The organism is Sphingosinicella sp. SM1-17 (assembly GCF_056821765.1).
In genome coordinates this window covers 2,968,474-2,987,846 of the sequence record NZ_JBPDIO010000001.1, presented here as the reverse complement: position 1 = coordinate 2,987,846, position 19,373 = coordinate 2,968,474, and the positions used below count along the sequence as shown (strand labels likewise).

Genomic DNA, 19,373 nt, shown 5'->3' with positions numbered 1-19,373 from the left:
GCGGCGGAGAGTGCGCCGGTGAGCGCGATCGAGACGGCCGTGGTGCTTGCCGCCGGCGCGGGCAGCCGACTTGTCGGCGCCGGAGGAGCCAAGCCACTTCAGGAGGTCGGCGGCAAGCCGCTGATCGACTGGGCGCTGGAGGGGCTTGCCCGGTGCGGGATCGAGCGCGCCATCATCATCACCGGCTTTGCATCCGAGCAGGTGGAGGCGCACCTTTCCCGGCGCGAGTGGCCCCTTGCAACGAGTGTCGCTCGAAGTGCCGACTGGCGCCTTCCCAATGGCGTATCGGCCCTTGCGGCGGCGGAGGAACTGAACAACCAGCCTGCGCTGCTCGTCATGTGCGATCATCTCGTCGACCCGAGGCTCTACAAGCGAGTCCGAGACCGCGGCGCCAATAGGGGGCTGACTCTCGGGATCGATCGTCGGCTCGGTCATCCGTGGGTCGATCCTGAAGACGTGACTTGCGTAAGAACGGACAATGAGCGGATTCTCGCGATCGGCAAGGGCCTGCAGCCGCACGACGCCTACGATACCGGAGTGTTCGCCGTCGGCGCTCGTTTCTTCGGTCAATTGAGAGGACTCGACTCGCCGACCATCAGTGACGCCGTTACCGCGCTCGCCCGGGCCGGAGCCGCCGAGGCGGTGGATTGCAGCGATCTCGACTGGATCGATGTTGACGACTCTGCGGCACTGTTCAGGGCCGAGCAGGCGGTGAAGGAGGGCCGGTTTTGAACATCGTTCCGCGACTGGCCGGCAGCTTCAAGCCGTCGGATTTCAGCCGAATTGCGAGGCGCGATGAACGCACCTTATCTGGATCAATCCCGCGATCGGAAGATCGAGGACTTCACCAACCTCTGGCTGGTTCATCCTGCGGCGAGGCGCCTGCTGCCGCGCGCGCTCCGGCTCGGCCTGTCAGCCAACGCGGTGTCCTTCTTCGGCCTCGGGTTCGGCATTCTCGCGGCACTTTGTTATTTCGGCTGGCGCGACTGGCGGTTGGCCAGCCTGGGATTTTCCCTGTCGATCGCTTGGCTAGTCGCGGACGGGCTAGACGGAATGGTGGCGCGAGCCACCGGGACCGCCAGCGCACTCGGACGGATTCTGGACGGCATGTGCGATCATGGAGTTTTCGCGCTCCTTTACTTGTCTCTTGCTCTCAGCCTGGGTTCGATGGAGGCCTTCCTGCTGGCCGCTTCTGCGGGGATTGCCCATGCCATTCAGTCGAGCCTCTACGAGGGGGAGCGGGCGAGGTATCATCGGCGGTTGCGCGGCGATCCGGTGCCGCCGCCGCCATTGCCTTCGAACAATCCGCTCGTCCGGTGCCACGAGGCCGTCTCGACCAGCCTCGAGCGAGCGGCTGCCATCTTCGATCGGCGGTTGGCGGAAAGCCTGGACAGGCCGGGGTTGATCGAGCGCTACCGATCCTTCGCCGTCCGACCGATGAACCTGCAAAGTCTGCTCAGTGCCAATGTCCGGGTGATCGCGCTCTTTGTCGCCTGTATCGCCGGCGATCCGACCCTCTTCTGGTGGTTCGAACTCATTCCCTTAACGATGGTAGCGTTGCTCGGAATTGTCTGGCACCGTCGCGCAGAACGTTTGTCCACGCAGCCGCAAGGCGCCTGAACCGTTTCGGCACCGAGCTTAGGTAGCATGACGACTAACAGGATATTTTGACAGATGAGTGAAATCAGGGTGGCCATCGTCGGAATCGGCAATTGTGCGAGTTCCCTGGTGCAGGGCATCGCGCACTATCAGAATGGCGGCGCGAACGAGCAGATCGGGTTGATGCATTGGGATCTGGGCGGCTACCGACCGAAGGATATACGGTTCGTCGCCGCCTGGGACATTGACCGGCGAAAGGTGGGAAGGGATGTCGGCGAGGCGATCTTTGCCAAACCGAACTGCACTGCCATTTTCTGCAACCATGTGCCTGAAACCGGAGTGGCCGTCCGGATGGGCCGCGTGCTCGACGGCTTTTCCGAACATATGGGCGACGCGCCTGACGAGCGCACCTTCCTGCTTTCTGAAGAGCCGGAGCCCGATCGCGACGATGTCGTCCGGACGCTTCGGGAAACGGGAGCCGACGTACTCCTTAACTATCTTCCCGTGGGGAGTCAGGAAGCGACGGAATTCTACGCCGAATGCGCGCTCGAGGCAGGAGTCGCCTTCGTCAACAACATTCCTGTCTTCATCGCCAGCGACGAGGCCTGGGCGAACCGCTTTGCGCAGGCCGGAATCCCCATCATCGGCGACGACATCAAGGCGCAGTTGGGCGCCACGATCGTCCATCGGGTGCTTACCGACCTTTTCGCCAAGCGCGGCGTGAAGCTCGACCGAACCTACCAGCTCAACACGGGCGGCAACACCGACTTCCTCAACATGGCCAACCGGGCGCGGCTGAAGTCGAAGAAAATCTCGAAGACGGAGGCAGTTCAGTCCGTCGCCGAACACCGTCTCGACGACGAGAACATCCATATCGGGCCTTCCGACTACGTGCCGTGGCAGAACGACAACAAAGTTTGTTTTCTGCGCATGGAGGGGCAGTTGTTCGGCGGCGTGCCGATGAATCTCGAGCTTCGATTGTCGGTCGAGGACAGCCCGAACAGCGCCGGTGTCGCCATCGACATGATCCGATGCGCCAAGCTGGCCAAGGATCGCGGCCTCGGCGGCCCCATCCACCCGGCCAGCGCCTACTTCTGCAAGCACCCGCCTTCGCAGATGACCGACGATGCGGCGCACGAGGCGCTTGAAGCCTTCATTCGAGGCTAGGAGCGGACGAGGTCCTCGCGAATCGACGGACCGGGATAGGCCAGCAGCATTTCGGCTCCCGTTCCGAGCGAAAAATGGATCGGGCCGTCGGCGAGCCAGACGTCGCCGGCTTTCAGTGGAGAGTCGGCCACCGCTCCCCCGGTTCTAACCGGCACCAGCCAGAGGGGGCGCTCCTGGCTCGCCTGCAGCGCTCCGGACACGGGCAGAGTCCAGCGCTCAAGCACGAACGCCCGGCCGTAGGACAGGATCTCGCGCCCGCTGGCAGCGAAAAAGGGTTTCGAAGGCGGGACGTAGGGTACGGCTTCGGCGGCCTCGATTCCTTGATCCAGGTGTAGTTCGCGCGGCCGGCCATAATCGTACAGACGGTAGGTGAGGTCCACATTCTGCTGGACCTCGATGAGCGCGAGCCCGGCGCCCAAGGCGTGGATCGTTCCGGCAGGCGAGTAATAGGCGTCGCCGGGCTTGGTCGGACGCCAGTCCACCATCTGCTCGATCGATCCATCGACTGCCGCCTGCCTGAGCTCCGCTTTGGTCACCGGGGCCTTGAGCCCTACTCCGATCGTCGCACCGGGAGCCGCGTCCAGAACGATCCAGGCCTCTTCCTTGCCGCGCTTGTGACCTGCGCGCCTCGCCGCGCCATCGTCGGGATGGACCTGGATCGACAGTCGCTCGGAGGTGAAGAGATACTTGACCAAAAGCTCAAGGTCGCGGCGTTGCGGATGCTCGAACCAGATCTCGCCGATCGGTTTCGAATCCTCGGCCACAGGACCGAACATGTCGGGCAGGTCGCGGCGGCCCCAGACCTTCTCAACCCGGCGCTGAATGAACTTGGTCGCAGTCACGTTCGCTGGATTGCGCGAGGCGGCTGTCCAATTGCAAGCTGTTTGCAGCAGCGGAACGTTACGTCCCGCTCGCCAAGTCGCCTTTCGCTGGCTAGTGAGCGCCGATGCTGCTCGCGATCGACGCCGGCAATACCAATCTCGTCTTTGCCCTAGTCGAGGACGGGGTAATCCGTGCCCGATGGCGGATCGCGACCGATCCACGCCGGACGGCCGACCAGTATGCCGTGTGGCTGCACCAGCTTCTGGAACTGGAAGGCTTCGTCCGCAAGGATGTGGAGGCGGTGATCATCGGAACAGTGGTGCCGCGCGCGCTCCACAATCTCGAAGTGCTCGCTTCCAAATATTTCGGCGCGGAGCCGTTGGTGGCGGGGCAAGCTCCGGTCGAGTTCGGGATCGAGCTCGACGTGGCCGACCCCAAGACCGTGGGCGCGGATCGTGCGCTCAACGCGATCGCCGCTCATGCGCTCCACGAGGGCGATCTGATCGTCATCGACTTCGGGACCGCCACGACTTTCGACGTCGTCGACTATTCGGGCGCCTATAAGGGCGGCATCATCGCCCCCGGGATCAACCTGTCGCTCGATGCGCTGGTAGGCGCCGCGGCGAAGCTGCCGCGCGTCGCCATCAAGGCACCGGAAACTCCGTCGGTGATCGGTCGCACGACCGAGGATTCGATGCACATCGGTATTTACTGGGGCTATGTCGCGATGATGGAAGGGCTTGTCGAAAGGATGAAGGTGGAAATCGGCCGCCCGGTCACTGTTGTCGCTACTGGCGGGCTGGCGACCTTGTTCGATCAGCATACGACCCTGTTCGATGCGATCGAACCCGACCTGACGATCCAAGGGCTGGCGATGCTTTACAAGCGGAGCCAAAGCGCATCTTGAACGTCATCGCACCGGGCGGAAGCCGCGTAGCGGTGCAATAGTGGCTCCGGTCTGGAGCCCCCAAAGACAAGAAGACTGACGGATATGAAACCCGGAAACGAACTTCTCTTCCTCGCGCTCGGCGGTTCCGGCGAGATTGGCATGAACGTCAATCTTTATGGCTGTCAGGGCAAATGGATCATGGTGGACCTCGGCATGACTTTCGCCGACCCAGCCTATCCCGGCGTCGAACTGGTCCTGCCGGATCTCGCCTTCATCGAGCAAAGGCGCGAAGACCTTTTGGGGATCGTGCTCACCCATGGGCATGAGGACCATATCGGTGCCATCCCCTATCTCGCTGCCGATCTCGGGGTGCCGCTCTACGCCACGCCCTTCACCGCAGGGCTGATCGCCGGCAAACTGGAAGAGGAGGGGCTGACAGGGGAGGTCAGGCTGAACACGGTCGACATGCTGAACGACTTCAGCCTCGGCCCGTTCGGTCTCAGATATGTCCCCCTGGCTCACTCAATCCCCGAAGGCAATGCGTTGCTGATCGACACACCTTTCGGGCGGGTCTTCCATACCGGCGACTGGAAACTGGACGACAGTCCGCAGATCGGCGATCCGTCCACCGAGGCGGAGCTTCGGGCGATCGGGGATCAGGGCGTGCTCGCCCTGGTCTGCGATTCCACCAACGTCTTCGTCGATTCGCCTTCGGGCTCCGAGCTTGGCGTTCGGCAAGGCCTCGACGAGGTAATCAGGGACGCCGATTGCCGTGTGCTCGTCACCACTTTCGCATCCAATGCCGCTCGCCTGAAGACGCTCGGGCACGTTGCTCAGGATACCGGACGGCAGGTGTGCGTCGCCGGTCGTTCGCTCGATCGGATCCTCCGCGTTTCGAAAAGCGTCGGCTATCTCACCGACTTTCCCGAGACGATCGATTTCGAGACCGCCATGCGGCTTCCGCGGCGCGAAGTCATGATCATTGCCACCGGAGGGCAGGGAGAGCCCCGGGCCGCGCTCGCACGGATCGCGTTCGATCAGCACAGGCTCAAGCTCGACCGCGGCGACCTCGTCATCTTTTCGTCCAAGCAGATCCCGGGCAACGAAATCGCCATCGGCCGAATACAGAACGAGCTGGCTGCCAAGGGTATCGAGATGATCACCGATCGGCAGGCGCCGGTCCATGTCTCCGGGCATCCCGGACGTCCGGAGCTTGCTGCCATGTACGAATGGATCCGGCCGGAAATCATCGTCCCGGTTCACGGCGAGATGAGGCACATGATGGAGCATGCCCGCTTCGCCCGCTCGCGCGGAATTCCGCATGGCATCGTCCAGAAGAATGGCGACCTTGTTCGGCTGGCGCCGAACGGGCCGGAGAAGCTGGGGGAGGAGCATGTCGGGCGACTCATTCTCGACGGCGACGTCATCCTTCCCGCCGATGGCAACACGATGAACGAACGCCGCCGGCTCGCATTTTCGGGGACCATCGCGGTCGCCATCGCGCTTGACGGCGCCGATCGCGTTCAAGGGGAAGTGGAGATGGAACTCCAGGGCATCCCGGTCGAGCAGGACAAGAAGGCCTTTCTTGAGGAGGCCTGTGCCGCCGCGTCGGAAGCGGTTCTCAAGGCCAGTGGCAATGAAGACCGGATGCGCGAGGAGGTCCGACTGGCCGTTCGTCGGTGCGCGACGGACTGGACCGGCAAGAAGCCGGTCGTCACCGTCTTGTTCGTTCGAGTCTGACCCATGCAGCTGACGTCGATCGCCGCCATCTACCTCTTGTTCTGGTTCCTCAGCCTGTTCCTGGTCCTTCCATTCGGGGTCCGAACCAGCGAGGAAGTTGGAGCGGAGCGGGTACCCGGACATGCGGAAAGTGCGCCGCACAGCTTCAGCTTGGGTCGAGTGATGCTCCGCGCGACCATCGTGGCCACGCTCTTGTTTGGCCTGTTCTATGCCAACTACATCTACGGCTGGATCACCGTTGAGGATGTCGACTGGCTGGCCTAGCGCCGGGCCTTTTCGACAGCCTGGGAGAGGGCGACGTAGAGCTTGCCCATGTCTGAGGAGAGCAGGGTCACTCCCATGGTGGTTCCCTCACGATCGGCCAGCACCCGGCGAAGCATGGCTTCGAAATCATGAATGTAGCGGTTCACCTGCTCGCGGAAGTCCGGTTCCTCTTCGTAATGGCGGACAATCTCGCGCGCTTCGCCTGAGTCGAGTAAGCGCACGGCGCGCCGAGTGAAGACTCCGCGATCGCCCTTGAGATAAGCGGCCCAGGCGCTGTCGTCGACTTCGTTGGATAGCAGCTTGTTGACGTCGATCGCCGTGGAGTTGAGGGCCTCGATGAGGAGCGAGACTCGCCGGGTGAGGTTTTCCGCTTCCCTTTCTTCCCTCTGGGCCCGGTCTTCGGCAATCCGATCCTCGATGGCCGCCGCCGTCTCGCTCATCACGAGAAGCTGGCGGGTCAGCCGTTCGCTTGCTTGGCGAGCAACGGCCAAGGCGCGCTGGGCCGATCCGGCAATCTCGGCGAGCTGATCCTGAACCGGCTCGGTCACCGCTTCCGAAACGGCTTCCCGGCTTGCGTCTGCCAGCGCGGCGACACTGTCGGGGATCGCCGACATGATCGCCTCGCGGGCATGGTTGGCCGCCTGGCCCGCTGCCTCCCGCACCCTGATCAAGGCATCGATCAGCTGCGGCCCCGTGTCCTGGACGAGGCGCGCTGCCGCGCCATCCGTTTCCTTGACGACGGCGCCAACCGCACGCAGCCGTTCCTCGGCCTGCAGCAGACCATCGCGAACGCCTGCGATCAGAGCGTCGAGTTCACCGCGCTGACGCGTGAGGCTGGACTCGCTTTCGCTCAGCGATGCTCCGGTGAGGGCCGCTGCCGCCTGTGCAGCTTCGATCGAGGGCACCATCGCGTGCGCCGCCGAGGCGGTGCGCTCGGCCTGCGCCTCGATATCGGCGAAGGCTGGGGGCAGATCGTCGCGGAGCTTGGAACGAAGAGTCTCGAGCGCGGCGGACATGTCCTGTGCTCGAGTGACGAAATCGCCCGAAGCGGCATGGCCCTGCTCGATTTCGCTGCGCAGCGCCTGGGCCCATTCCCGTACGGTCGAGATCGATTCCACCAGGACGCCGTTCTGCTGATGACCGTTGCGGCCGAGCCTTGCCAAGTCTTCGTCGAGAGCGGCAATCTGACCGCTGAGACCGGCAATCAATTCTCTGCTGGCAGCTTCCTGCTGGGCAAGCCGTCCGGCGAGCGTTTCCAAGATGGCGCCAGCTTCCTCCAGGCGCTCGCGCAATCGGCGGCTTGCTTCCGCACCGGCCTCCTCGAAAGCCGCCCGGCTTTGTTCGACCAGCGCCAGCATGGCCTGACCTTGCGCCTCGAGTCCGGCCCGGGTCTGATCCACGGCATCCGAGGCCCGGCCGAGCGCACCGTCCACGGCAGCGTTCATCTGAGCCGCCGCCTGATCCATCCGCTCCGCTGCAGCATTGCTGCTGGTGTCGAGTCGGGCGATCTGGGCACCGAGCCGCTGGGCCGCTCCACCGACCGCTTCGTCGGCTTCGCGGCTCCGCGCTGTCAGGGCCGCCAACTGGCCTTCCAGCGCAGCGGCCCGCTCATGCGCTTCGAGGCCCGCCGCTCGCATCGCTTCGACGGCGGCTCGGGCCTGCTCCTCGGCGCGCGGCAGGTCGTTCATCAACACACCGATATCGACCCGCGCGTTGGCAGCAGCATTGTCGAGTGCCTGTGCCTTCCGGTCGAGCTCGGCCGTTTCGCGAGCGATATAGTGAGTCACCCGCCCGAGCCGATCGGAGGCTTCGTCTCCCAGCGCCATGAGTCGCGCCGCCTCTTCGCTGACCCGGCTTCGGTTCTCCTCGATCCGGCTGGCGACGATGGCGAGCACGCTTTCGAGCGCCTGACTTTCGCGGCGCATGGCCGTTACGGCCTGAGTGAATCGTTCCGCCTCGCGCCGCGAGGTGCGCCCGAAGATCAGCCAGAGCAGGGCGATCAGGATCAACGGCGCCGCCACCGTTGCCGTCCAGCCGGTCCAGGCGGTCAGGCTATCCCCCGGCCAGGCACGCGAAAGAGCGTAGCCACTCAGGCCCAGCCAGCCCGCAGCGAGGAGGAGCAACAGCGTGGCAAGCAGGCGAGGGCCGGCCGCCTTTCCCGGCGCCGAATCATCGTCCATGTCCGGATATGGCTCGGGCTCCACGCCAGCCGGATCGGAGGCGAAGCCGTTCTGCTCCTGCCCGCCAGTCCATTGATCCGCCTCGTTCGATTGCGTCTGCGCGCGCTCCGCCCCCATGGTCATGCCGGTACTGTATCACTTTGGGGCGGAGATGAAACGGGGCGTTAACAGCCCGGCGCGTATCGCGCCCGGCATGGCTTATGATCCTGGAGCTCTGAACGCCTCCCTCGCCGCCGCGGTTGGAAGCGACAGCGATTTGATGGCTGAACTCCGCGACGCCTTCATCGAGAGTGCTGCACGCCAGCTCGATCTCATGACCCGCGCCAGATGCGACGCCAATTGGGTGATCGCCGCCGCCAGGCTTAAGAGCTTGGCGGCAAGCTTCGGCGCCAGCGGTCTGGTGCGGCTGGCCGACGAAGCTCTGGATGGCGCGCCCGGAGATCCCGTCGTTCTTCGCAAGATCGGGGTCGCGGTCGACGACTTCGCCCGCAGCTGAGCCGAAGCGCTTTGCAACCCGCGCAACGGGCGCCTAGGGTCTCCCGCCTCAGGAGGGGACGGCTTGGCGCTGGCAGCTTTGATCGCAGCCTATCATGAATCGGGGGAGCCGGGTGCGCTTCGAGCGACTCTGCCGATTGCTGGCCGGACCGTCGTCGAGCGTCAGGCCAGGCTCGCCGCAGCGGCCGGCGCCGCGATAATCGTCATCCTCGTCGAGCGAATGCCGGCCGCCCTGACGGCCGCGATCGACCGTCTGAGACGCGAACGCATCTCGGTGCAGCTCGCTCGAAGTGCGGAGGAGGCGGCGCAGGCCATTGATCCCTTCGACCGAGTTCTGCTGGTCGGCGACGGAGCCCTCGTTGAAGGCGCCGAACTGGCGCGACTGGCCATGATCGAGCAGGCCACCGTGCTGACGGTGCCCGACCGGAGTCATGGCGAGCTGTATGAGCGGATCGACGCCTCGTCCCGCTGGGCGGGTCTCGCCGTCCTCGATGGAGCCCTTCTTCGAGAGACTGCGGCCATGCTTCGCGATTGGGACCTGCAGTCGACCCTGCTTCGCCGGACTCTTCAGGCAGGGGCGCGGCACCTTCCCGCCGAAGGACCGGTCGCGATCCTCGACACAGCCCGTGACCTTCAAAGTCTAGAGCAGCAGATCGTCGCGGCGGCGACTCAGACGAGCGGCGGGTGGGCAGCCCGCTTCCTTGCGCCGCTGGAACGCCTGGGCACGTCGTTCATCATGGGAAGTTCCGTCGGACCGTCCTCTGTGGGGAGCGCGGCCGCAGCGCTTGCCGGCTTGGGTGCGATCTTCTTTGCTTATGGCTGGTTAGGGCTCGGACTCGTTCTGATGGTGCTGTCTACGCCGCTGGAGGGCGTCGCCCACAGGCTTGCCCGCCTTCGCATGCAGGACGATGTCCAGCGAAGCTGGTGGGCGCAGTTGCTTCCGGCGTTAGCCGCGGCGGCGCTGGCGGCCCTGTCCTACTCGCTCAGCCTCGAACGCGGCTGGGGAATGGTGCTGCTCGCTTTCACCACCCTGGCCTTCCTGCTGGCGCTGGGCATCGAGACCGAGGGGAGGAAAGTTCGGGGGGAAGTCTGGCTCGCCGAGCGGCGGGGCCTGATCTTGCTGCTTCCTCCCTTCGCCGTGCTTGGCGCCTGGACCACCGGTGTGGCGGCCTTGTTCGCCTACGCCTCAGCTTCGTTTTTCTATGCTCAACGCCAGGTGCACGCCGGACCGGGGGCTCGACAGGATTAGCGAGCGCTTAACTCTGTCGAGCTATGGGACCTTGATGGCCGAAGTGGGATCCAGCCGCCGGGAAAGAATGAACGACGCTGCACGGCTCCTGCTGGCTGCGGCCCGAGAGCGCTTTGCCGTTGCCGCCACCGATCTTCTGCTGCCCGACGGCGCTCGATTGACGGAGTGGCAGAGGCTCACGGCCGCCAGGCTCCTGTCGCGGCTCGTCGGCTCGATCGAAGACGAATTGCGGGCGCGGCTGGCGGAACGGTTCCGCCCGCATGAGGCGCTTCATGCGGCGCTTTCCTCCGCCCACGTGCCGATTGCCCTTCCGATCCTCGAGCGCGCACAGGTGCTTCGCGATTCCGACCTGATGGTGATCCTCGTCCGGCGGGTCGAGGAGCATCGATTCTGGAAAGCGGGATCGACGCCTGTTCGCCAGGACCTGTTGTTCGAGCTGGTGAGGGATCCGGACGAGTACGTTGCGGCCGAAGCCATGGAACTGGTGATCGCGCGCAGCCGTCGGTTCGACCGTTTCCAGGAGCCTGCAGTCGGCCGGGTCGAACTTCCCGCCGAACTTCAGCACAAGCTTGTCTGGATGATCGCTGCTGCGCTTCGCCAATATGTCGTCCAGCACCATTCGGTCGGCGCGATCGATTCGGCCATCGAGGAAGCCGCGATGGAAGTGATCGGCAGCTATGACGAGAGCGCCAGCCTGGAAGCCCACGCCATGCGACTCGCGCAGCGGCTTCATGCCACCGGCCGGCTCGACGGCGCCATGCTCGCCCGGATCATCGGCGACGGCGTTCTACCCTTCTTCATCGCCGGACTTTCGGTCCTTTGCGCCCTTGACCCGCTCGCCGCCTGGGAAGTGCTTTCGGATCCGCGGGGGCGCGGCCCGGCCCTGCTTCTCCGCGCCGCCGGGCTTGACCGGCAGGATTCGGCGGCGATCCTGCTGGTGCTGAACGCCCGGGGACCTTTGCTCTCCGGCGCCGAAGGCGAGGCCACTGCCGCCCAGCTCGATCTCTTCGACACGATGGACGAAGCATCGGCGCAGGAAGTGCTCAGGCTCTGGCAGGCCGACCCGGCCTATCGAGCAAGCGTCGCCCGAATTTCCACTCGCGCCCGGTCTACAGTGGGGGCCGGATGAACGCGATCGCCACCGAAGAGCCGGTTACGGGCCTCGTCGACTCGGAAGGGCGGCTGGTCGCCGCGGATCCCCCGCTCGCGGAGCTGAACGCCCGGGCGGGAGGCGGCGAGGGCGCCATTCTGGCGGTTCCGCAGATCGCGGCGCTTGCTCGACTCGCCCGGCGTTTGGGAATCACCGTTTCGCGCGCCGCTATTGCCGCCGACGGAGATCGGGATATCGACTTGTGGGTGCGTGCCGAGCCGGTGGGCGAGGAAGTCGCGCTTTCGATCACGGGCTGGGGTGAACGCCCGGTCGCCGCGGTCGCTGCCGCCGCCCCCGCCGATCGCGAAGGCGATTTCCTTCGCGCCGCCGCCGACTGGACCTGGGAGACGGACGACAGCCTTCGGCTTACCGCCTTGTCCGGCGCCGCCGCCGCGGCCATCGGGCGTGCGCCCGCCGAATTGATCGGAACCCAGCTCACCCGCATCTTCCGCTTCCGGGAAAGCGACGATGGAGCGCTTCCGATCCTCGCCGCCTTGGCCGAGCATCGGCGGTTCGACTCCCAGATTGCCGAGCTCCGGGCCGGCCGAAAGGGGCGGTATCTGCTTTCCGGAGTGCCGCTTATCGACGGATCCGGCCGCTTCGCCGGCTTCCGCGGTGCTGCGGCAAGTGTCCGTTCGGACGGACCGGCCTCGGACGAAGGCGGGAGCGCGCTGCCAGGGGATGGATCGGCTTTCGGCGATCGACTCGACCAGGCGCTCCGCGCACCCTTGAACCATATTGTCGAGAATGCCGAACGGCTTCGCAGCCAGCCCGAGGGGCCCCTTCGCAGGGACTATACCGGCTATGCAGCCGATATTGCGGCGGCCGGGCGTCACTTGCTGGCGCTCGTCGACGATCTCGTCGACCTGCAGTCGATCGAAAGGCCGGATTTCGTGCCCGAGGCCGAACCGATCGACCTGGCCGATCTAGCCCGGCGTGCCGCCGGTCTGCTCGCGGTTCGGGCGGCTGATCGGAGGGTGAGGATCGACGCGCCTGCAGCCGACGAGTCACTTCCGGCAACGGGCGATTTCACCCGTGTGCTTCAGGTGCTGATGAACCTGATCACGAATGCCATCCGTTACTCGCCCGAAGGCGGTCAGATTTGGATTCGGACCGAAGCGGAAGGCGACCTCGCCGTCCTCATCGTCGCGGATCAGGGGAAGGGGATCGCATACGAGGATCAGGAGCGGATCTTCGACAAGTTCGAGCGGGTCGATCCGAGCGAGCCCGGCGGCACGGGCCTCGGGCTCTATATTGCGCGCCGGCTCGCCCGGGCCATGGGCGGTGAACTTTCGGTCGACAGCGCCCCAGGTCTTGGAGCACGATTCACCTTCACTCTGCCTCTAAGGAAAGTGGCCTAACCAGCTGCTTCGGATGCTGGACATCGCCAGGAGCGATCGTCAAACTGGCCTTGGCGGGGGACCAGATGATCGAGTTCACAAGCACGCATTTCGAGGAGCTCTGCCGGAGCGCCGAGGTCAAGGCTCAGATCGCCGTGATCGAGGAGAAGCGCCGGACAGGCGTTCGGCACTTCTGGCTGTATCTGGTTGGCAGCTTGTTCCTGTCCGCACTGGTCGCCGCGACCCTCTTCTATTCGGGCTGGCTCGTCGTGGCGATCATCCTTGCGGTGATCGTCCTCATCGTTGGGATGATCCTCGCGATCCGGCCGCTCCACAACCTGAGCGAGGACCTGAAGCTTGCGGTGCTGGAAACCCTCGCCGAACAGGGCGGCATGGAATATATTCCGAGCGGGTTCGATCCGCCGGTCTACCCGCTCGCGCGGCCAGTCCTGTTCGGCAACAGCCTTTCGAGCCAGAGCTTTTCCGACCTGTTCCACGGCGTGGATTCGCAGGGGATGAAATTCGCGATCTACGAAGCGACCCTCATGCGCAGCCAAGGGAAAAGCAGCGAAACCTTGTTCAGCGGGCAGATCTACGCTTTTCAGCGCCGATCGAGAGGCGCGGGCGAAACCGTGATCGTTCCCGATCGAGGGATCCTCAATTTCTTCAAGCCCGCAAAGGGCATGGAGCGTGTGAAGTTCGACGGCGAGCGCGAGTTCGAGGCGAAGTTCGAAATCTATTCGACCGATTCTACGGCCGCTCGCGAACTTCTCCGTTCGCATGCGCGCTCGGCCCTTCTGGCCTGCGCCGGGCGGGCCCGGATCATGGCCTATGCCGGCCCGGACGACATTCTCGTAGCGGTTTCAGGAGCGAACCGGTTCGAAACCGGCAGCATGTTCCGCTCGATCTCCGGCCAGTCCCGCGTTCGGCAGATGTTCGACGACGTCTGCGCCTCTCTCGTCACGTTGCGAGACCTGAAATCCGCTCTGGACGAAGCGAGCCCGCGCTGGTCTTGAGCCGGCACCGAAGAGGTCGAACCGGAACGATGGCCCGGCTACGGAGCGAGCGTGCTCCGCACCGGGCCGGCTTGGCTTGACGGCCGCTTTCGTTCAGCGCTGATCGATGGGCACATATTCGCGTTGGGCGGGGCCGGTGTAGAGCTGGCGCGGACGGCCGATCTTCTGGTCCGGATCGGCGATCATCTCGTTCCACTGAGCAACCCATCCGACGGTTCGAGCGAGTGCGAACAAGGCCGTGAACATGGAGGTCGGAAAACCGATCGCCGAAAGGATCACGCCCGAATAGAAGTCGACGTTCGGATAGAGCTTCTTCTCGATGAAATATTCGTCCTTGAGCGCGATCTGCTCGAGCTCGCGAGCGGTGTCGAGGACCGGATCGGAGATTCCGAGCTCGTTCAGCACTTCCTCGGCCGTCTTCTGCATCACCTTCGCGCGTGGATCGTAATTCTTGTAGACCCGATGGCCGAAGCCCATCAGCCGGAACGGATCGTCCTTGTCCTTGGCTCGGGCGATATATTCCGGGATCCGCTCTGGGCGGCCGATCTCGCGCAGCATGTTCAGCGCCGCCTCGTTGGCTCCGCCATGCGCCGGGCCCCACAGGCAGGCGATCCCCGCAGCGATGCACGCGAAGGGATTGGCCCCCGACGAGCCGGCAAGTCGAACCGTCGAAGTCGAGGCATTCTGTTCATGATCGGCGTGGAGAATGAAGATGCGCCGCATCGCATTCTCGATCACTGGATTGACTTCATAAGGTTCGGCCGGGACGCCGAACGTCATTCGAAGGAAATTGCCAGTGTAGGTAAGGTCGTTCTGAGGATACATGAACGGCTGGCCGATCGAATATTTGTAGGCCATGGCCGCTATGGTCGGCATCTTTGCGATCAGCCGGTGTGACGCGATCATCCGCTGAGTCGGATCGGTGATGTCGGTGCTGTCGTGGTAGAAGGCCGAAAGAGCGCCGACCACTCCGCACATGATTGCCATTGGATGGGCGTCGCGGCGGAAGCCTCGATAGAAGGTTGCCAGCTGCTCGTGCAGCATGGTGTGGCGCATGATGGTGTGGTTGAACTTGTCGAGTTCATCCTTCCTTGGAAGCTCGCCATGAAGGAGGAGGTAAGCCACCTCCATGAAGGTCGCGTCCTCCGCAAGCTGATCGATCGGATAGCCACGGTGGAGCAGGATGCCCTTGTCGCCGTCGATGTAGGTGATCCTCGACTGACAGCTCGCCGTGGAGGTGAAGCCGGGATCGTAAGTGAAGACGTCGGTCTGGCCGTAGAGCTTGCGGATGTCGATGACGTCCGGCCCCACGGTGCCGGAAAGCACGTCATATTCGAAATTCTTGTCGCCGATAGTGACGCTGGCCTTATTCGCCATCTTCAATTCCTTTCCCCGCAATCTGGTCCGCGATTCGGGCGAGGCTTTCGTCCCGCCCCAGCAAGGCCAGCACATCGAAAATACCGGGCGAAGTCGCCCGCCCCGTCAACGCCGCCCGCAAAGGTTGCGCCACCTGCCCGAGCTTGACGCCCTGCGCCTCGGCAACCTCCCGCACCGCCTGCTCCGTCCTTTCCGCACTCCAGGAATCGAGAGCCGACAGGGCCTCGTGGAGACGGGCGAGCAGGTCCCGCGCGCCGCCTTCTAACAGCGTCGCGGCCTTCTCGTCCATGTCCAGCGGCCGTTGCTTGAACAGGAACAGAGCGCCGTCGGCCAAGTCGTTGAGGTCCTTGGCCCTCGGAGTCAGCTCCGGCAGCGCGCGAGCGAGCAGGTCGATATCAGCCGCGTCCAGCCCACGTCCCAGCCGCCCTTCGATCTTGTGGTCGATGAGACTGGCGAGCCGATAAGGATCGGCCTCCCGAAGGTAATGGCCGTTCAGATTCTCCAGCTTCTTCGTGTCGAAGCGCGAGGGCGAGCGTCCGACCTGTGGAAGGTCGAACCACTGGACGGCCTGGTCGCGTCCGATGATCTCCGCGTCGCCATGGCCCCAGCCAAGCCGAAGCAGATAGTTGAACAAGGCTTCCGGAAGGATGCCCAGTTCGTCGCGATAGGTTTCGACCCCCAGCGCACCATGCCGCTTGGAGAGCTTGGCGCCGTCCTGGCCATGGATCAGCGGCACATGGGCATAGACCGGCTCGGGCCATTCCATCGCCCTGATGATGGCGAGCTGCCGAAAGGCGTTGTTGAGATGATCGTCGCCGCGGATGACGTGAGTCACTCCCATGTCGTGGTCGTCGACGACGACGGCCAGCATGTAGGTTGGGCTTCCATCGGATCGCAGCAGGATGAAATCATCGAGTTCCTCGTTCCGGACCCTGACCTCCCCCTGGACCTGGTCGGCGATCGCCGTCTCGCCTTCGCGCGGGGCCTTCAGTCGCACCACGAACGGGCCTTCCCCCTCTTCGTCGCAATCGCGCCAGCGGCTGTCGATCCGGAACGGCCGCTTCTCGCGCTGGGCCGCCTCGCGCGCGGCGGCAAGCTCCTCTGCCGTCATCCAGCATTTATAGGCCGCGCCGCGCGCGAGCAGCTGGTGTGCAACCTCCGAATGGCGTTCAGCGAATTTCGACTGGAAGTAGGTTTCACCATCCCAGTCGAGCCCAAGCCATTTCATCCCGTCGAGGATCGCGTCGATCGCCGCCTGAGTGGAGCGCGCCTTGTCGGTGTCTTCGATGCGCAACAGGAACTTCCCGCCATGGTGACGCGCGTAGAGCCAGTTGAACAAGGCCGTGCGCGCGCCGCCAATATGCAGGAATCCCGTCGGCGAGGGCGCAAAGCGGGTGACGACATTGCTTGCGCTCACGTTGGCTTTCTCCAAGGATGAAGGTCATGGCGACCCAGGAAGCGAGCGCCCCTAGCATAGCGGACGCGCCGCGAGAAAGGGCGTGGGCGCAGCCTTTTTCCGGCTTGGGTCAAAGGCTCGAAGCCCTTTTCGAGGCCGAGCGTGCGCAATTGCCGCTGTGGCTGCCGGTCGGGCTGATCCTCGGAATGAGCGCCTGGTTCTGGATTCCGGTGCCGGAGGGCTGGGTCGGGTTCCTTATGGGGACGCTGGCGCTTGCCCTGGCTCTGCTTGCCGCCGCCGGCGCGACTCGGTGGGGAAGGGCACTCGCCTTCTTCTGGATCGCCGCTGCGATCGGCTGCGGCCTCGTCTGGTGGAAGGCAGAGCGTGTCGCCGCGCCGCGGCTGGAACGGGCTCAGATGATCGAGCTCGTCGCGCCGATCGAGAGCGTGCAGCCTCTCGCCGCCGAGCGGATTATCCGGCTGGTCGTTGCGCCACAGGGGAAAGGTCTCCCGCGACGCCTTCGCATCAATGTTCCCGACGCTCTGGCAGTGGACGGGCTGACGGCTGGGGCAAGGATAAGGGTCCGCGCCTGGGTGATGCCGCCGGCCCCGATGGCCGCACCCGGCGGCTATGATTTCGCTCGTTCGGCCTGGTTCCAGGGGATCGGTGGCACGGGACGGGCGCTCGAAGTCGCGATGGTCGCCCAAGCGCCGGAATCGACCTGGCGCTCTCGGATCGCCGATTGGCGCCATCGGCTGGCCGCGCATGTTCGAAGCCAGCTTGGTGGAGCGGAGGGGGGCATTGCCGCGGCGCTTGCGACGGGCGACCAGTTCGGAATTCCGGAGGAGGATGCCGAAGCGCTGCGCCGTTCGGGCCTGGCGCACCTCCTTTCCGTCAGCGGACTGCATCTCACGGCGGTGGTCGGCGCCGTCATGCTTCTGACCCTCAAGCTGCTTGCACTCAGCCCTCTGCTCGCGCTGCGTTTTCGACTGGTTCTGGTCGCGGCTTCAGCAGCGGCGCTGGCCGGGATCGGCTACACCCTTCTAACTGGGGCGGAGGTGCCGACGGTCCGCGCCTGCATCGCCGCCTTGCTTGTCCTTGCCGGAATCGCGCTGGGACGCGAAGCGCTGACGCTTCGGCTGCTTGCCGTCGGCGCCCTCATCGTGCTCCTGTTCTGGCCGGAATCGCTGCCGGGCCCGAGCTTCCAGCTGAGTTTCGCCGCCATCACCGCGATTGTCGCCCTCCACGAGCATCCGCGCGTCCAGGCGCTGCTGTCGCGGCGGGACGAGAGCGGAGCGGCGCGAACGGTCCGGTTTCTCCTGGGGCTGGTCCTCACCGGTCTTGCCGTGGAGCTGGCGCTTACGCCGATCGCGCTGTTCCATTTCCACAAGTCCGGCCTTTATGGCGCGGCCGCCAATGTGATCGCCATTCCGCTTACCACCTTCGTGATCATGCCGCTGGAGGCGCTCGCCCTGATGTTCGACCTGGTCGGCCTCGGCGGCCCGTTCTGGTGGGCAGCGGGGCAGGGACTCAGCTTCCTCCTGTGGCTGGCGCACAGTGCGGCGAACGCCCCGGGCGCGGTCGCGTTGCTCCCGGCCATGCCACGCGGAGCCTTCGCCCTGATCGTTGCCGGCGGACTCTGGATCTGCCTGTGGCGGACCCGCTGGCGACGCTTGGGCGTCCTTCCGGTGCTTGCGGGAGCGGCGTGGGCGCTCACCATCCCGGCGCCCGATCTGATCGTCACCGGCGACGGGCGTCATTTCGCGCTTCGAACCGAATCCGGCGGATTGGCGCTGCTCCGTCCGCGGGCGGGCGACTATGTCCGTTCAACTCTCGCCGAGCTGGCCGGCGCGGAGCCCAATTTCGCCGATCTGGAGGCACTGCCCACCGCCGCCTGCAGCCCCGATCTGTGCGCCGCCAACCTGATTCGCGGCGGCCGGCGGTGGCGAATACTCGCGACCCGCACCCGCCATTTCGTGTCCTGGCCGGACATGGTCGCGGCCTGTCGTGAGGCGGACATCGTCATCGCCGACCGACGGCTCCCGCGAGGTTGCGAACCACGATGGCTGAAGATCGATCGCGCCTTCCTGGCACGAAGCGGGGGATTGTCGATCACTCTGGGAGAGCGCCCGCGCATCGTGACGGTTGCGGAGCAGGTGGGGAAGCATCCATGGGGCTACCGGCCCTGAGGAGAGGACGATGCTGATCAGACCTGCCGGTCCCGGTGATCGGGAGCCGATCTGGAAGATTCTGGAGCCGGTGATCCGCGCTGGCGAAAGCTATGCTCTGCCAAGGGAAATGAGCCGCGCCGACGCCTTGACTTACTGGACCGGCGCGGACCGCCAGACCTTTGTGGCCGAAGTCGATGGTCAGGTCCTTGGAACCTACTATCTTCGCGCCAACCAGCTCGGCGGTGGCGATCATGTGGCCAATTGCGGCTATGTCACCGCTTCCGAAGCAGCGGGCCGCGGGATTGCTCGAACGATGTGCGCCAACTCGATCGATCGGGCGCGCGGATCCGGTTTTCGAGCGATGCAGTTCAATTTCGTCGTCAGCACCAACGTCCGCGCGGTCCGGCTGTGGGAAAGTCTCGGCTTTGCGACGGTCGGCCGCCTCCCGGGCGCCTTTCGTCATCCCAGGCTTGGTTTCGTCGATGCGCTGGTCATGTTCCGGTCGCTCTGAAGCGGCG

17 protein-coding genes are annotated in these 19,373 nt (G+C 64.8%); 13 read left to right on the top strand and 4 right to left on the bottom strand.

Annotated elements, in window-relative coordinates; all coding sequences use genetic code 11:
- Positions 1-18: 18 nt before the first annotated feature.
- The 3 genes from ACRYLT_RS14985 to ACRYLT_RS14975 all read left to right on the top strand — a co-directional run bounded on the left by ACRYLT_RS14985 (position 19) and on the right by ACRYLT_RS14975 (position 2,766).
- Positions 19-732, top strand: coding sequence for a phosphocholine cytidylyltransferase family protein (locus ACRYLT_RS14985; RefSeq protein ID WP_482664882.1), 714 nt, complete (start codon positions 19-21; stop codon positions 730-732).
- 63 nt (positions 733-795) lie between these two features.
- A complete protein-coding gene (locus tag ACRYLT_RS14980; RefSeq protein ID WP_482664881.1) occupies positions 796-1,620 on the top strand; it encodes a CDP-alcohol phosphatidyltransferase family protein in 825 nt (274 codons plus the stop codon).
- A 54-nt stretch (positions 1,621-1,674) separates the two neighbouring features.
- Positions 1,675-2,766 carry an inositol-3-phosphate synthase gene (locus tag ACRYLT_RS14975; protein ID WP_482664880.1) on the top strand — a complete coding sequence of 364 codons (1,092 nt, stop codon included), beginning with the start codon at positions 1,675-1,677 and terminating at the stop codon, positions 2,764-2,766.
- Here the strand turns inward: ACRYLT_RS14975 and ACRYLT_RS14970 are convergent.
- Positions 2,763-3,608, bottom strand: coding sequence for a class I mannose-6-phosphate isomerase (locus ACRYLT_RS14970; protein ID WP_482664879.1), 846 nt, complete (start codon positions 3,606-3,608; stop codon positions 2,763-2,765). The two genes, ACRYLT_RS14975 and ACRYLT_RS14970, sit on opposite strands and share 4 nt — an antisense overlap.
- A gap of 104 nt (positions 3,609-3,712) precedes the next feature.
- On the opposite strand from ACRYLT_RS14970, the gene ACRYLT_RS14965 reads away from it, so the two are divergent.
- The 3 genes from ACRYLT_RS14965 to ACRYLT_RS14955 all read left to right on the top strand — a co-directional run bounded on the left by ACRYLT_RS14965 (position 3,713) and on the right by ACRYLT_RS14955 (position 6,481).
- Positions 3,713-4,495 carry a type III pantothenate kinase gene (locus ACRYLT_RS14965; RefSeq protein WP_482664878.1) on the top strand — a complete coding sequence of 261 codons (783 nt, stop codon included), beginning with the start codon at positions 3,713-3,715 and terminating at the stop codon, positions 4,493-4,495.
- Between the two features lie 84 nt (positions 4,496-4,579).
- Positions 4,580-6,217 carry a ribonuclease J gene (locus tag ACRYLT_RS14960; RefSeq protein WP_482664877.1) on the top strand — a complete coding sequence of 546 codons (1,638 nt, stop codon included), beginning with the start codon at positions 4,580-4,582 and terminating at the stop codon, positions 6,215-6,217.
- Between the two features lie 3 nt (positions 6,218-6,220).
- Positions 6,221-6,481: a DUF1467 family protein gene (locus ACRYLT_RS14955; RefSeq protein ID WP_482664876.1), complete on the top strand. Its 261-nt coding sequence runs from the start codon at positions 6,221-6,223 to the stop codon at positions 6,479-6,481.
- Here the strand turns inward: ACRYLT_RS14955 and ACRYLT_RS14950 are convergent.
- Complete coding sequence (locus ACRYLT_RS14950; protein ID WP_482664875.1) at positions 6,478-8,784, bottom strand: coiled-coil domain-containing protein; 2,307 nt, start codon at positions 8,782-8,784, stop codon at positions 6,478-6,480. The two genes, ACRYLT_RS14955 and ACRYLT_RS14950, sit on opposite strands and share 4 nt — an antisense overlap.
- A 70-nt stretch (positions 8,785-8,854) precedes the next feature.
- Between ACRYLT_RS14950 and ACRYLT_RS14945 the strand changes: the two genes are divergently transcribed.
- From ACRYLT_RS14945 to ACRYLT_RS14925, 5 genes are all read left to right on the top strand, one after another.
- A complete protein-coding gene (locus ACRYLT_RS14945) occupies positions 8,855-9,157 on the top strand; it encodes an Hpt domain-containing protein (protein WP_482665461.1) in 303 nt (100 codons plus the stop codon).
- Between the two features lie 63 nt (positions 9,158-9,220).
- Complete coding sequence (locus tag ACRYLT_RS14940; RefSeq protein WP_482664874.1) at positions 9,221-10,405, top strand: hypothetical protein; 1,185 nt, start codon at positions 9,221-9,223, stop codon at positions 10,403-10,405.
- A gap of 67 nt (positions 10,406-10,472) precedes the next feature.
- Complete coding sequence (locus ACRYLT_RS14935) at positions 10,473-11,534, top strand: DUF2336 domain-containing protein (RefSeq protein ID WP_482664873.1); 1,062 nt, start codon at positions 10,473-10,475, stop codon at positions 11,532-11,534.
- Entirely contained in the window at positions 11,531-12,916 is a 1,386-nt protein-coding gene (locus ACRYLT_RS14930; RefSeq protein WP_482664872.1) for a sensor histidine kinase, read from the top strand. The genes ACRYLT_RS14935 and ACRYLT_RS14930 overlap by 4 nt, the downstream gene beginning before the upstream one ends.
- A gap of 65 nt (positions 12,917-12,981) precedes the next feature.
- Positions 12,982-13,911 carry a DUF3137 domain-containing protein gene (locus tag ACRYLT_RS14925; RefSeq protein ID WP_482664871.1) on the top strand — a complete coding sequence of 310 codons (930 nt, stop codon included), beginning with the start codon at positions 12,982-12,984 and terminating at the stop codon, positions 13,909-13,911.
- Positions 13,912-14,004: 93 nt separating this feature from the next.
- Here ACRYLT_RS14925 and ACRYLT_RS14920 read toward each other — a convergent pair whose 3' ends face one another.
- Both ACRYLT_RS14920 and gltX read right to left on the bottom strand, forming a co-directional pair.
- Positions 14,005-15,288 (bottom strand): citrate synthase, encoded by a 1,284-nt coding sequence (locus ACRYLT_RS14920; protein ID WP_482664870.1) that lies wholly within the window; start codon positions 15,286-15,288, stop codon positions 14,005-14,007.
- Positions 15,278-16,705, bottom strand: coding sequence for a glutamate--tRNA ligase (gltX, locus tag ACRYLT_RS14915; protein ID WP_482664869.1), 1,428 nt, complete (start codon positions 16,703-16,705; stop codon positions 15,278-15,280). The genes ACRYLT_RS14920 and gltX overlap by 11 nt, the downstream gene beginning before the upstream one ends.
- Positions 16,706-16,731: 26 nt before the next feature.
- Between gltX and ACRYLT_RS14910 the strand changes: the two genes are divergently transcribed.
- Together ACRYLT_RS14910 and ACRYLT_RS14905 are read left to right on the top strand one after the other, a co-directional pair.
- Positions 16,732-18,873 (top strand): ComEC/Rec2 family competence protein, encoded by a 2,142-nt coding sequence (locus ACRYLT_RS14910; RefSeq protein ID WP_482664868.1) that lies wholly within the window; start codon positions 16,732-16,734, stop codon positions 18,871-18,873.
- A gap of 10 nt (positions 18,874-18,883) precedes the next feature.
- The gene (locus ACRYLT_RS14905) at positions 18,884-19,366 is read left to right on the top strand and encodes a GNAT family N-acetyltransferase (RefSeq protein WP_482664867.1); all 483 of its coding nucleotides are present in this window, start codon (positions 18,884-18,886) and stop codon (positions 19,364-19,366) included.
- Positions 19,367-19,373: the final 7 nt, after the last annotated feature.